The sequence below is a fragment of the Pseudomonas sp. EA_35y_Pfl2_R111 genome (genome assembly GCF_963970955.1).
Classification (GTDB): Bacteria; Pseudomonadota; Gammaproteobacteria; order Pseudomonadales; family Pseudomonadaceae; genus Aquipseudomonas.
Genome location: NZ_CAXAOM010000008.1, coordinates 14,891 through 28,761, shown reverse-complemented (window position 1 = coordinate 28,761; position 13,871 = coordinate 14,891). Strand labels below are relative to the sequence as shown.

Here is a 13,871-nt window from a genome sequence, read left to right as displayed (position 1 = left end):
CGATGGGCTCAACAACACCCTGACCTGGACGCACGAAGATGGCGACTTTGGCCGCCTGGTCGCCCGCAAAGACCTTGGCAATAGGGTCTACAGCTACAGCTACAACGGCTTTGGCCAACTAACGCGAGAAAGTCTTGCGCTGCCGCCGATCGCTGACTCGACCATATGGACTGCCGGCCCCGACAAGACCTACAACTATTACAGCAACGGTCTGAGCAAGGCGATCATCGAAGGCACTCTCACCACTAATGAAGTTGGTGTGGCAACTGCCGAGGACAGCCGCACCTCTAGCTACGAGTACGATCAGGCCGGAAACCGCGTCCGGGAAATCAACAGCGCACGCTATCTGGCAGGGGCCATCAGCCAAGTAAGCAGCAACGAGACCCGCAGCAGGTTTGATGAGCAAGGACGACTCAAGGGCGTGAAAGCCCCCGCAGGTAATCAACTGATCGGGGCGCTGGGTACTCAATACACCCTCGCGTTGACAGCCCGCATTGATTTTCTGACATATGACTATGACGAGTTGGGTAACCGCCGCCGCGTCTACTTGGATACCACTAACCAAGCAGGTGGACGCCACACCATTGATGACTGGAATACTTACGATCTTGAAGGGCGTGCGCTTATTGCCGAGGGCTTTCGCAATAAAAAAGGCAAAATCGTCGCCGGCGCACTAGCACATAAGGATGTAAGTAAGCTCGCTAAAGGCTACGTCATGAGTTATGACGCCCTCGGTCGGCGCCTCTTGTCAGAGTCATGGCAAAGAGCCGTGTATACAAAAGTAACAACGGGCGGTACAAAGGGCGATCCTAAGATCACTGTTAATAAATACACCAATGATAGCTATCTGCGAACGGGTTATGCCTATAACGATATGGGCCAAGTAACCACGATTACAGCGAAAGAATTTTATCGCGCGCCCCTTGCGGATATGTCAAGCAGTTCAAGCAGCGCTGGCTCTCATGAGGTTCTCTATACGGCGAGCTACACCGAACAAGGGGTACGCACCTCTAATACAGAGTCAACCTTTAGTTGGAATGGCGCCTCGACGCAGCGGAAGTCCAGAACAACCACGCTTTTTACATACCGGGGCGACCTGCAACTAAACAGCCAGCTACTTTATAATGACGGCAAGCTGGTCCAAGGCAACTACTTTAACGAAGCGAATATGATTAATGCTGCAGGTCAGCAGGAGTCATATCGCTATGTTGTATACAAACCCAGTAGCAGCTCAATTGACCACTTAGGAAACTCTTCCACAACCTTTAAGTTGTTTGACAGTTACAGGGAAGACGTTGCAACGGTCGTGCGTACAAATAAAGGCTCGCCGGGCACTACCACCAATACCTATACCGAACGCGGCGAGTTGCTCCACACCGTCGGTATTGGCGGTAATGTATTCAACCGCAAATTGGCGTCCAACCGAGAAGGCCAACTGATTACCCGGCAAGAAGCATCAGGACTTACGCAGAACTACGCGTACCACCAAGGCACGGCCGTGGCTAACGCCGGCAACGCCAGCGTCCCGGAAATTAGCGACACCTCCACGCCCATCTCGGCCCTCTATCCAGCGCGTACGCCTGGCAACTATGTAGTCACCCAGGGCGACACACTAGAGAGTATTGCTCAGGCGTTATGGGGTGACTCTCGTATGTGGTACCTGATCGCCGACGCCAACGGGCTTGCCCCGAGCGCAGTGCTGACGCCTGGCGATAACCTGAAAATCCCCAACGTGGTCAGCAGCAACCACAACGACGCGACCACGTTTAAGCCCTATAACCCCGACGATGTGATCGGCGATACCACGCCACGCACCATCAACCCAGCACCGCCGCCACCGCCCAAGCCGAAAAAGAAGAAGTGCGGTGGCATTGCGGCAGCCGTGATGGTGGTGGTGGCGGTGGTGGTGACTGTGTTTACGGCGGGAGCGGCGCTGACGGCATTTGCACCTCTCGCTGCTGGAGCGGCAGCTACGGCCGCTGGCGCAACCACCACTCTTGGCGCTTTGGCGGCGGCAGGCACTGCTGCGCTTACGGGTGGGGCAGGCCTTATCGGAATGGGTGCTGCAGCAATGGGGGCGATTGCCGGCAGCGCTGCCTCGCAGTTGTCCGGGATGGCTATGGGAGCCCAGGATAAGTTCAGCTGGAAGCAAGTAGCCGCCAGTGGCTTAACTGCGGGGATTGGAGCTGGAATCGGTAGCGTTGTAACGGGAGGCAGCACAGCTGCTGACCTAATGAAGCTCGGTGGAGCTGCCAACTATGGCAAGGTCGCCGCCTCCGCTGCACTTAACTATGCGGGTGGGTACGCTGCCAACAAAATAGTTGGACTTGATACCAGCTTTAGCTGGAGCAGCATGGCGGCATCGGTGGCAGGCTCCTATGTCGGCGGGTATTTGGGCAACAGCCTGGGTGGCAAAGGCTACCCAGGCCAACTGCTGAGCGGCCAACTCAGCGCCCACACCTCAGCGGCGATCAACGACAAATGGTTCGGTGGCGCACGACCAAACTACGGACAGGTCGCAGCGGATGCCTTTGGGAATACGTTGGGTAATTTTGCCGTGGACCAGATGCAGAGGGCAGGTACTAGTGAAGTAACTCAAAACAGACTGGCAGCCGCAGGAGATCCATTTGGTGAAGAGGCTTATGCCCGCTATTACGGCATGGAGCCAGGACAACGTTCTGATGCAGCCCTTCCGTATGAGGTTTGGCGTAGAAGCCAAATTGATAATTTTGAAACTAGTACCTTTGATCTGCCCTATAGAGAAGGGGGGCAGGGTGCGAGCCTTGATGGCGCGGGACTTGACTACCTAGCTAGCCACCGAGCATCAGCAGACTCCTACTGGCTTGAGGCGCAGGATAATGCCGTCACCGAAGGTGACGCAGCCAAATATGTACTTGCTGGCATGATGAAATCGCTAGGCGACTTTGGGTATGGCCTAGCTGAGATGGGGGTTGCAGTTTGGAATAATCCCGGCGAAGGTTTTAAAGGTGGGGTCAGATCAACCACGGTAAACCTTGGCCCTGAGGCATTCAATTTTGCCGTAGATACCGTCAAAACAAGCCTGAATGGATATTCTTTGCTGGCGGAAACATTGATTGCACCAGAAGGCACGTTTGCTGGTTTCAGAGATGTTAATCCTTACCACATTACCCCTCTAGCGTCATACGATAACCCAGCACAAGCAGGTGGTGCTTTGATCGGAGGGCTGCTAACCGGAGGAGCGGTCAGCAAATTTGGGCGGTACGGGGTCACATTTGAGGACATAGGCCGTGCTGGCGGTGCACAACGGGGCGCAGTTAATATGCGCCTTGTAAGGCCGGGTGATGCGACAAACAGCGCGGCCGCTGGGTATAAGTCCATTTCGGAGATGAATCTTGCGGAAGGTCATCTAAAGTTCACGGATGGAATGAATGATAAAGCGTTTACAAAACTTGTTAAGGACGTACAAGCGAACGGATTACAAAACAAGGTAATCCAATACGTAGATATTGGGGGAGCTCAGTACATTGTGGTTGGAAACAATCGAGTAATGGCTGCTCAACGTCTTGGAAAAACTGATGAACTGCTCTTCAAAAGAGTAGAAGTGCCAGTCCCGAACACTTCATTCAAAACTTTTCAGGATGTGCTTGACGCGTCAGGATCAGTAAAAATGCCACGACTGAGATAATAGCTGGAGATAATTTAATGGCGATTTGGCAGCTCAAATTTTCACTGGTTCCAGTTTCTGGCTTGCGCAAGCACATTAAAGAATCGATCGATATATTGCCTGAATATCGGTCTAAAATGATCGACTCGATGGAAAGAGAATTAGTTGAATCCCCGAACTACTGGGATGGCTTGGACAACCTCATGAAGGCACACGTTGGAGAATTGTCGCAGCTTCTTCCTGCGAGGAGCTCATGGAGTTCGGACGCGTCGATGTATGGCGAGTCCGATGGTGACAGTATCGAAATATGGGAAGATGATATTGATTGCGCGATTGATGTCAGAAATATCAATGCGCAATTCATTAAATCTATTTTGGAAATCGCACTGAAAATGGATTGCCTTTTAGTAATCCATGACAGTGGAAAGTTGATCGAACCGAATATCACCAGATTGGCATTGGCGCTGGAAGACTCTAATGCTGCCAAATTCTTATCAGACCCGGTTTCTTTTTTGAAAAGAAATACGAACTAAAGGGGTCGGAGTGAATAACGTTTGATCAGGAAGAAATGGGGTCAGAGTCGATTTTAAATAAAGAACAGCCCGCGGTTTAACGAGCGTCGCAGTAAAACAGCGCCCCAACATCCACACCATGATCGATGGGTATCGCAGCTAAAGGGGTCGGAGTGAATAATTATTGACCAGCCATGCAAGCCAGATCATTGATCCAATGTCATCAACTTAAGCTTCCAGCTCTGCCTGGAGCAAGCCACCCCAGGATTTCAGCGCTCGGTTGCAGCAGCACCGCCACCGGTTTGAAGAAATGGGGGCTGAGTCGATTTTAAATAAAGAACAGCCCGCGGTTAAACGAGCGTCGCAGTAAAACAGCGCCCCAACATCCACACCATGATCGATGGGTATCGCTGCGCTCAACACCATCCTACGGTTTGCCCATGTGTGCTCGGAAGTGCTGTAAGCATTCCCGGGGCTTTGCTGACAGCACTGTGCTCGTCCATTGCCAAGCCTTACCACCTTACCTCCATGCCCTCCTGCTCCTCATACCCCTTGCGTATGCGCTTAAGCGCCTGGGCATGAATCTGCGAGATGCGCGACTTACTCACCCCCAGCAATTCGCTTAGTGCAACAAAGCTCAGGTGCTGGTAGTAGTGGCCGACTATCACCTGGCGTTCGTTGGCGGGGAGTTTCTCTACCAGCTGGCTGAGGCTGTGGTCGTGGGATTGCTGGGTTATAGAGGCTTAAGGGGTCGTTGTCGGCGGGTTCCTGATCCAGCACGCCGAGTTCGAGAAAGAAGTCAAAGGCCAGGTCGACGGCGGCGTTGACTACCAGTTCGAGGTCGGCATCGGTGTCGGCGAAACGGTCGGTGCTGCTGATGTTTGCGAGCCGGTCCTGAGCAACCGGACGCTGATCCTTGATATAGCAAGCTAGACCTTTGGGCGCCGCGCCTTTGATAAAGGTTCGGCATCGCTGTTAAAACGCACCTGGCGCAGAGACTCAAGGCCGTCGGCGCCTCGCAGGAGCGTTAGGCGCTCGAGAAGTTCCTCGAATCAACCTACCATTCGTCTGAAACAAGCGTACCCATAAGCCTTTGCTGGCAAAAGAGTTTTCTTCCTATTGCACGCCTGCTTGGGTACTCGATAGGATGCCGCGGCTCAAAAATATAAATGGCAATATGCCATAGCCGCGGCATAGCTCGCAGGCTCTCGGGTGGCTGATTGACCGCCCTTTAGAGGATGGGGATGACACAGGATTATGTGTTGCATGCGCTCAAGGATGCGCTTCTTACGGCTGCGATGGTGGCCGCGCCGCTGTTGCTGGCGATTCTTATCGTCGGACTGTTGATCAGCATTCTGCAGGTCGCCACCCAGGTTCAAGAAATGACCCTGACCTTTGTGCCCAAGCTGATTATCAGCGTGGTCATTCTGTTGGTTTTCGGCGGATGGATGTTGAGTGTGCTTAAACAGTTCGCTCTGAGTGTTATTACACAGGCCGCTAGCCTCTAGCGCATGGACGCTTTTTAAACGCACGGACGGTGTGGTTGTGTTGACTGCCTTCTTTCTGAATACGCTGCTGATCTCAGTGCGCTTGCTCCCGCTCGTGGTCGCTTCGCCTATCGTGTTTTTCGCGCGTTTCCCGCTGACCGTTCGCGTGCTTCTGGCGTTGGTGCTGGCCACAGTGATGGCCAGTGCTATTTCACCTGAGCAGACGCCGGTACTTTCCCTGCAGGCATTGTTCGGCGAGTTTCTGCTGGGCGTGGTAATGGCATTTGGTTTCCATGCCGCCCATGCCGGCCTGGACATGGCAGGCAAACTGATCGACACGCAAATCGGCCTCAACGCTGCGGGCGTTTTCGATCCAGGTACCTCTACTGTCACCGGGCTGATCGCCGAGCTGCTGGCACTGGGCTTTGCACTGTTGTTCGTGGCGCTGGATATGCACCATGCTTTGTTGCGGGTGTTCGCTGATGTCTTGATGGCGATACCACCGGGCAGCGTTTCCGCAGCGGCGCTAAACGTGCCTTTGGTGGAGATCTTGTCCAAACAGTTTCTGCTGGCTTTTATGCTGGTGATACCGGTGATTCTCGGGCTCTGGCTGACCGATGCCGCCTTTGCCTTCCTGTCGCGCTCCATGCCCCAAGCCAATGTGTACTTTCTCGCCTTGCCGGTGAAACTGGGGGTAGGGGTGTTGCTGCTACTGCTGAGCCTGCCGTTGATCGTGCAACGGATTCCGCTGCTCTTCGAGAACGCCCTGCGCTTTAGCGCCGCACCAGCGGGTGCGCCATGAGCGGTAATGATCAGCAGGAAAAGACCGAAGAGGCCAGCCCTTTCAAGCTGGAAGAGGCTCGAAAGAAGGGGCAGGTAGCACGCAGCCAGGAACTGCTGTCGTTCATGATGCTGCTGACCTTCTTAATGGTGTTTTCGGCAACGGCCTATCAGTTGGCCAGCGTGCTTGCCGCCCATACCCATTGGTGGCTGAGCAATGCCGAGCAACTGGGTGCCGACTGGGGCTATCTGGCTGCACAGGGCGGTTTTAGCTTGCGGGAACTGGCCTATGCGTTGTTGCCGCTTATCGGTGCTCTGGTGCTGGTAGCGATAGTCACCAACCTCATCTTCAACGGTCCGGTATTTTCCTTCGTGCCGCTCAAGCCAGACTTCAAACGCTTGCATCCTATCCTAGGGCTCAAGCGCATGTTTTCGCGGCGCATGTTTGTGGAGCTGATCAAGGTGCTGGTTAAGGGCGTGCTGTTCTCGCTGGTGTTGTATTACGTGTTTCAAAGTATGGCGCCCAAGCTGTTGGACATAGCCACGGTATCGCCGCTGTCGCTGCCGCAAGCCGCCAAACAATTGCTGATGCAGCTGGGTTTTGCCGTGCTGATGGTGATGGCCGCTGCCGCGCTGTTCGATATCTGGTATGCGCGTAAGGAATTTGGCCGGCAGATGCGCATGAGCTACCGCGAGGTCAAGGATGAATACCGCCGCCGCGAGGGCGACCCGGAAATCCGCTCTAAGCGCAAAGGCATCCAACAGGAATTGCTGAAGAAAGCGTCAGCCCTGGGCCAGGTCAAGGATGCCGATGTGATCATCACCAATCCGACCCACTATGCGGTGGCGCTGCAATACCGTCCAGCGACCATGCGTGCGCCAGTGGTATTGGCCATGGGCCGTGGCCTATTGGCGCATAGCATCTGCAAGCTGGCGCGAAAACATGGCGTGCCCGTGCTGCGTCGCCCGCCACTGGCGCGCGCGCTGCATGCATTGGCGCGCATCGACGCGCCTATTCCCGATCTGACCCAGGACGATGTAGCCCAGGTGTACCGCTGGATCATCGCGTTACCGGGCAACAAGGTAGTCACGGCATGAAGACGTTGTGGTCCCGAATAATCAATGAAGGCAGCGACCTGATATTGGCCGTTGCGGTTATCGGCATTCTGCTGGTGTTGTTTACCCCCATTCCTACTTGGTTGCTCGACCTGCTGCTGCTGACCAATTTTGCCGTGGCCCTGCTGGTGTTGCTGGTGACCTTCGATACGGATAAGCCGCTGAGCTTCTCCACCTTCCCGTCACTGCTGCTGATGACCACGTTGTTTCGCCTGTCGCTGAATATCGCCGCCACCCGGCTGATTCTCACCGATGGCGATGCCGGCCAGGTGATTGGCGCAATCGGCACGCATGTGATCGGCGGCAACTACGTGATCGGCTTTGTGGTGTTCCTGATTCTGGTGGTGGTGCAGTACGTAGTAGTAACCAGCGGTGCGCAGCGGGTGGCCGAAGTGGCCGCGCGTTTTACCCTTGACTCATTGCCCGGCAAGCAGATGAGCATCGATGCCGATCTGAACATGGGCATGATTGATCAGGACGAAGCCAAGCAGCGCCGCAGCCAGTTGGAGCGCGAGTCGAACTTCTACGGTGCGATGGACGGGGCCTCGAAGTTCGTCAAAGGCGATGCCATCGCCGGCATCATCATTATCGCCATCAATATCATCGGCGGCCTGGCGGTCGGCCTGCTGCAAAAAGGCATGAGCTGGGGTGATGCGCTGCACCACTACACGCTGCTGACCGTGGGCGACGGTATCGTTACGCAGATACCTTCGCTAATCATCGCGGTAGCGGCCGGCATCATCATCACGCGCGCGGCCACAGATGCGCGGCTCGGCCAGGAACTGGGGCGTCAGGTTTCTGCCTATCCGAAGATGCTGGTGGTGGTGGCGTTGGTAACCCTGTGTCTGATGCTGTTACCTGGCTTGCCGCTATTGCCGCTGCTGATGCTGTTTATGCTGTTTGCCGCCGGCGCCTGGTACTCGTTCCGCAAACTGAAGCGCAAGGCGCAGAGCGAGGGCGAGGAGGGCAGCGCCAAGCCGAGCGACGCCGATATGACCGACGAGGGCGATATCTATGCCCTGATGAATAACGACCCGTTCGAACTGCGTCTGAGTACCGATCTGGCCGCCCATGTGCTGGCGGCCACCAGCACCCTGAGCCTGCGCATCGACAACCTGCGCAAGCAGTTCGCCCGCGACTACGGCTTCGCCTTACCGCAATTGAATGTACGCGCGGACAAGAAGCTGGCCGCCGGTACCTATCAGGTATGCGTGCAGGGCGCGGCGGTCGCCAGCGGCGAGCTGGAGTTCGACAAGTTGCTGGCGATCAATCCGGGCGGCAGCACCTTGCTGCTGGAAGGGCGTGCGACCAAGGAGCCGACTTACGGCCTTAACGCGCTGTGGATAGACCCGCAGCAGCGAGCACAGGCGCGCACCGCCGGGCATACCCTGGTGGAGCCGGACACCGTGCTGTTGACTCACCTGTCCGAGCTCGCGCGGCGCTATGCCCCGGACTTCCTGACCCGTGCGGAAACCGAGCGCCTGGTGGAGAAAAAACGTGCGGTCCTCGGCACCCTGGTGGATGAACTGGTGCCCCAGGTGCTCAGCTACTCCGATATCCAACGCGTACTGCAGTTGCTGCTGCGCGAGCAGGTGCCGATCCGCAACCTGGAAACCATTTTGGAAGTGCTGGTGGATGCGGGGCGCGGCAACAAGAACGCCGAAGACCTCGCCGAACGGGTGCGCGAACGCCTGGGCGCGGCGCTCTACGAACGGCTGGTGGACAAGAACGGCGAGCTGAATGTGCTCACCATCGCGCCGCAGCTCGAGGGCTACATGCTGGCAGCGGCACGGCAGCGTGAAGGCATGCAGGCCGCATTGTTGCCGGCAGTGGAGTTGGAGCGCTTCGTCACCACCGTGGCCAAGGAAGCCGAGCGCCAGTTGGGCAGCAACAAACAACCCGTGCTGCTTTGCGCAGCGCCCTTGCGCCGGGTATTGCGCGCCTTTATGTGGCGCGCGGTGCCGCATATGGCGGTGCTCTCGGTCAACGAGATCGGCCAGCACGCGCGCATCGTATCGGCCGGCATGATTGACCTGCCTGGCTTTCCCAGCTTGGAGGCGTCATGAGTGATCTGATCATGCAATTGGCTGGGGTTATTCAGCGGGATATCGACACCCTCAACGAAGTATCGCAAAACGTCGCCAACGCCAATACCACCGGTTATAAGGCTAGCCGCGCGTTCAGCGTGCTGGCTCCGGTTGCATCGGTGAGCGGTGGGCCTCAGAGCCTTAACGCGATTCAGACCCAGACCAGCATCAGTACCGAAGGCGGCGCCTTGCAGCACACCGGCAAGGCTACCGATCTGGCGCTGGCCGGCGACGCCTGGTTCGCCTTGCAGACACCGCAAGGGGCGATGTTGACCCGCGATGGCCGCTTCAGTGTCGACAACGCTGGCTACCTAGTGAGCAATGCCGGCTACCCGGTTATGGGTGAAGACGGCCCCATTCAGGTCTCGGGCGGGGAGTTGAAAGTAGATGGCGCCGGCCAGGTACGTATCGACGATCAAATGGTCGGGCAAATCAGCGTTGTGCGCGTCGATAACCCGCTGACGCTGGCGGCCAGCGGCAGCGGTATCTATGAGCCCACCGTGGGCTGGCAACCAGCCAAGGACTACGTGCTGCATCAGGGCATGCTGGAACGCTCGAATGCAGCCATGGGCAGCGACATGGTGAAGATCATGGAGGTCTCGCGACATGTCGAGACCATGCAACGCGCGTTATCGGCATACGACAGCATGCTGAACAGCGGAATCAATCAATTGGGCAAGGATTAACAAGGGACGGGCCATGATAGATGCACTGAGTATTGCCAGCTCCGGTTTGACTGCAAACCAGGCCTGGATTGATAGCATTTCCAACAACGTTGCCAATATGCAGACCATTGGCTACAAGCGTAGCCAGGTCAATTTCCATGACATGGTGCGCCAGGTATCGACCCGCGACGAAAGCGGTGCAGTCACCTCCGCCATGCTCTCCGGCGCTGGTATCCAGGCCGGGCAAGCGACGCAGGTGTTCAGTCCGGGCACTGTGCGCGAGAGCGGTAATGGTCTGGATTTAGCGATTCAAGGCGACGGCTTTTTCGAAGTGGCGTTGCCCACCGGCGAGTTGGCCTACACCCGCGCTGGGCGCTTTCATCGCGACGCCGACGGGCAATTGGCGCTGAGCGGTGGGCAGGTATTGACCTCCGATCTGCGTATACCGCCGGATGCCAGCAAGTTGCTGATCAAGCAGGACGGTATGGTTCAGGCGACCATCGCCGAGACAGGTGAAATCATCAACCTCGGTCAGGTTCAGTTGGCCAAATTCGCCAGTGCAGAAAACCTGCAAAAACTCAGCGACGGCATGTACCGCCCGACTCAGCTGAGCGGCGCAGCGGCCTATGCCGAGCCAGGCCGTGACGGCCAGGGCGTGCTGCTGCAGGGCTATGTGGAGATGTCCAACGTCAACCTGATCGATGAGATGAGCGGCCTGGTTCTGGCGCAACGCGCCTACCAGATGAACGCGCGGCTGCTGCAGGCCAGCGATCAGATCCTCGAAACCATCAACAACCTGCGCCGTTAAGTGATGAAGAGCCACCGACTGGCCTGGTTGAGCCTGTTCGCCATGAGCTGCGCCTGGAGCAATCCGCCTGCGGCCGAGAGCACCTGCGCGCCTACGCCGGTTGCGCAGCAGGCGTTACTCGCCCATGTGCTCGAAGGTGTTGAGCCGGCGCTTGCGGCCGATGGTGTGCAGCTGGAGTTGCTGCCGATTGGCGAGATGCCGGCAATGACTCGGCCGCAGGTGCGTCTGGTGACCCAGGGGCTGCGCAGCCGGGTGGCGGTGGAGTTGCAGGGCAAAGCATGTGGGCGCGAGCGCGCCAGTACGGTGACGGTCTGGTTCAAGGTGCGTGCGCTGCGCGACGTCTGGGTCTATGGCCGCAATGCCCGCCCCGGCCGTGCATTGGCTGAAGCCGAACCCCGGCGCGAGCAGGTCGATGTGGCGGCGTTGCAACTACGCCTCAGCGATTTGCCGGAGAACCTGGATGGCCTGTGGCTGACCGCGGCTGCCAATGCCGGCATGCCGATCTTGAACCGACACCTGCAAGCGGAACCCCTGGTGAAGCGCGATGCAATGGTCGACGTGATCGTCTATGGCCCCGGCCTGATGTTGCGTACCCAGGGCAAGGTCATGCGTGCCGGCGTGCTGGGTGAAACTGTACCGGTGTTGGTCGAGGGTGCCGAGTCGAGCCTTCTGGCGGTGGTCAGCGGTAAAGGAGAAGTTCATGTGCAAAGGTAACGCCTGGTGGCTGTTGGTATGGCTCACCGTTCCAGTACTGGCCTGTGGGCAGAGCTTGATCAACGCGGACGGCTATCGCTCGCTGACCGGCGATCGTCGCGGCCATCACGTTGGCGAGACCCTGACCGTGCTGGTGATCGAGTCGACCAGCGCGGAAAGCTCCGCCGGCACTGGAGCCGACAGCCAAACCAACATCCTCGGCAGCGCCACCACCGATAGCAATTCCTATCAAGTCGGTTTGGGCTTGCAGGGCGACACCAACGGCGAGGGCCAAACCAGCCGTCGCGGCCAGGTGCGCGCCAATGTCTCGGTGCGCATCGTCGAAGAGTTGCCGGAAGGTCTATTGCGTGTCAGCGGCGAGCAAATGCTGACGGTGAACGACGAGCAGCAGCAGATCCGCGTCAGCGGCTTGGTGCGCCCGGATGACATCAGTTACGACAACACGGTGCTGTCCTTCCGCTTGGCCGATGCGCAGATCGACATTATTGGCGACGGCGTGGTCACCGATGCGCAGAAGCAGAACATCATCTTCAAATTCTTAAAGTGGCTGCGAATTCTATGAGGACGTCCCCGGTAGTTTTGCTCGCGCTGTTGCTGAGCCTATGGGGCCAGGCGGCCTGCGCCGATGTGCGGATCAAGGAACTGACGCGCATCCAGGGCGTTCGCGATTATTCCTTGATCGGCTACGGGCTTGTGGTTGGCCTAGCCGGCAGTGGCGACAGCGAACGCAATCGAGCGACCCGCCAGGCACTGGTCAATACCCTCAAGCACTTCAATGTGAACGTCGATGTGGGCGATTTGAATACGCGTAATACGGCGGCGGTTATGATTACCGGCTCCCTGCGTTCGTTCAGCGAATCGGGCGATAAGCTTGATGTCGAGGTGTCCTCCCTCGGCGATGCCCGTAGCCTGCTCGGCGGCACCTTGCTGATGACGCCTTTATACGGCCCGGACGAAAAGCTCTATGCCCTGGCCCAAGGTCCGGTTTCGGTCGGCGGCTACGTCTTCGAAGCCAATTCCAACTCGGTGCAGAAAAACCACCCGACAGTGGGGCGAATTCCCCTCGGTGCCAGTGTCGAGCGTTCGGCCTTCACCGCCAACGATGGCGCCTCGGGCAATCTGGTGCTGATCCTGCACGAACCCGACTACACCACCGCGCAACGTATCGCCGACACCATGACCCGCCAGCTGGGGTTGGCGGGTGTGCGGGTGGTACACGCCGCCAAGGTTGAGGTCGCGGTTGCGCCCGGCACGCCCTTGCCGCGGTTGATTTCGCGCATCGAAAACCTGGCGGTGGCACCGGATTACACCGCCCGGGTGGTGGTCAACGAGCGAACCGGTACCGTGGTCGCGGGCGGCAATGTGCAGATCGGCGAGGTGAATGTCTCCCAAGGCAACCTCAACGTGATGATCAGCACCAAATTCCAGGTCTCCCAGCCGACGGCGCTGATTCGCCCCGGAGCAAATATCAGCACGGTGGTGGTGCCGGACACCGAGCTGACGGTTGATGAAGAGCTGCGTGCGCCGGTGCAGCTCGCCCAAGGCGCCACAGTCAGCGATCTGGTGCAGGCCCTCAATAAAGTGAAATTGAGCACACGGGAAGTTATTACCGTGCTTCAAGCCATCAAGCAGGCCGGCGCGTTGCACGCCGAGCTGATTATTCAATAGGAGTGAATGATGTCAGCTGACTTGAGTCTTGCCATCGACACCGTGCGCCTCGCGATGAACCTGGAGCATATGCGCGCCAAGGTAGCGGCGCACAATATCGCGATGGCCAACGTGCCCGGCAGCCAAGCCATGCGCCTCGATTCCACCGGCGCCTTGGCAGCACTGCGCGCGACTCGGGGCAGCCCCGAGTTGTTCGCCCAGGCCCTGCAATCGCTGCAGCAGCAGGATCTAGACGCCTACCTGCAAACGCAACCGACCACCGCGCCCCTGGCACTGGATGGTGAAGTGGCTGAGATGTCCGCCGCCAGCGGCCGTTACCAGGCCCTGGCCGATGGCGTATCGCGGCAGTTTGCGCTGATGCAATTGGCCATCCGAGGAGGTCGCTAAG

13 protein-coding genes are annotated in these 13,871 nt (G+C 57.7%); 12 read left to right on the top strand and 1 reads right to left on the bottom strand.

The annotated features are described in order from the left end of the window. Positions 1-3,667, top strand: a 3,667-nt coding sequence (locus tag AACY25_RS20755; protein WP_339527256.1) for a LysM peptidoglycan-binding domain-containing protein, incomplete at its 5' end; no start/stop codon positions are given. A gap of 17 nt (positions 3,668-3,684) precedes the next feature. Then, positions 3,685-4,179, top strand: coding sequence for a hypothetical protein (locus tag AACY25_RS20750; protein WP_339527254.1), 495 nt, complete (start codon positions 3,685-3,687; stop codon positions 4,177-4,179). Positions 4,180-4,670: 491 nt separating this feature from the next. Here AACY25_RS20750 and AACY25_RS21090 read toward each other — a convergent pair whose 3' ends face one another. Continuing rightward, on the bottom strand, positions 4,671-4,895 hold the full coding sequence (locus tag AACY25_RS21090) for a sigma-70 family RNA polymerase sigma factor (protein ID WP_445262174.1): 225 nt from the start codon (positions 4,893-4,895) through the stop codon (positions 4,671-4,673). A 507-nt stretch (positions 4,896-5,402) separates the two neighbouring features. On the opposite strand from AACY25_RS21090, the gene AACY25_RS20745 reads away from it, so the two are divergent. The 10 genes from AACY25_RS20745 to AACY25_RS20700 are packed head-to-tail and all read left to right on the top strand — an operon-like array spanning position 5,403 to position 13,870. Then, a complete protein-coding gene (locus tag AACY25_RS20745; protein WP_339527252.1) occupies positions 5,403-5,666 on the top strand; it encodes a flagellar biosynthetic protein FliQ in 264 nt (87 codons plus the stop codon). Positions 5,667-5,703: 37 nt separating this feature from the next. After that, a complete protein-coding gene (locus AACY25_RS20740; RefSeq protein WP_339527251.1) occupies positions 5,704-6,447 on the top strand; it encodes a flagellar biosynthetic protein FliR in 744 nt (247 codons plus the stop codon). After that, positions 6,444-7,523, top strand: a complete 1,080-nt coding sequence (locus tag AACY25_RS20735; protein WP_339527249.1) for an EscU/YscU/HrcU family type III secretion system export apparatus switch protein — start codon at positions 6,444-6,446, stop codon at positions 7,521-7,523. Before AACY25_RS20740 ends, AACY25_RS20735 begins: the two co-directional genes overlap by 4 nt. After that, a complete protein-coding gene (locus AACY25_RS20730; RefSeq protein WP_339527247.1) occupies positions 7,520-9,607 on the top strand; it encodes a flagellar biosynthesis protein FlhA in 2,088 nt (695 codons plus the stop codon). Before AACY25_RS20735 ends, AACY25_RS20730 begins: the two co-directional genes overlap by 4 nt. Further along, positions 9,604-10,314 carry a flagellar hook-basal body protein gene (locus AACY25_RS20725; RefSeq protein ID WP_339527246.1) on the top strand — a complete coding sequence of 237 codons (711 nt, stop codon included), beginning with the start codon at positions 9,604-9,606 and terminating at the stop codon, positions 10,312-10,314. The genes AACY25_RS20730 and AACY25_RS20725 overlap by 4 nt, the downstream gene beginning before the upstream one ends. A 13-nt stretch (positions 10,315-10,327) precedes the next feature. Next, the gene (locus tag AACY25_RS20720; protein WP_339527245.1) at positions 10,328-11,101 is read left to right on the top strand and encodes a flagellar hook-basal body protein; all 774 of its coding nucleotides are present in this window, start codon (positions 10,328-10,330) and stop codon (positions 11,099-11,101) included. A 3-nt stretch (positions 11,102-11,104) separates the two neighbouring features. Next, positions 11,105-11,815: a flagellar basal body P-ring formation chaperone FlgA gene (gene flgA / locus AACY25_RS20715; RefSeq protein WP_339527243.1), complete on the top strand. Its 711-nt coding sequence runs from the start codon at positions 11,105-11,107 to the stop codon at positions 11,813-11,815. After that, positions 11,802-12,377 (top strand): flagellar basal body L-ring protein FlgH, encoded by a 576-nt coding sequence (locus AACY25_RS20710; protein WP_339527241.1) that lies wholly within the window; start codon positions 11,802-11,804, stop codon positions 12,375-12,377. Before flgA ends, AACY25_RS20710 begins: the two co-directional genes overlap by 14 nt. Further along, entirely contained in the window at positions 12,374-13,483 is a 1,110-nt protein-coding gene (locus AACY25_RS20705) for a flagellar basal body P-ring protein FlgI (protein ID WP_339527240.1), read from the top strand. Before AACY25_RS20710 ends, AACY25_RS20705 begins: the two co-directional genes overlap by 4 nt. A 9-nt stretch (positions 13,484-13,492) precedes the next feature. After that, positions 13,493-13,870 (top strand): hypothetical protein, encoded by a 378-nt coding sequence (locus AACY25_RS20700; RefSeq protein WP_339527239.1) that lies wholly within the window; start codon positions 13,493-13,495, stop codon positions 13,868-13,870. Position 13,871: the final 1 nt, after the last annotated feature.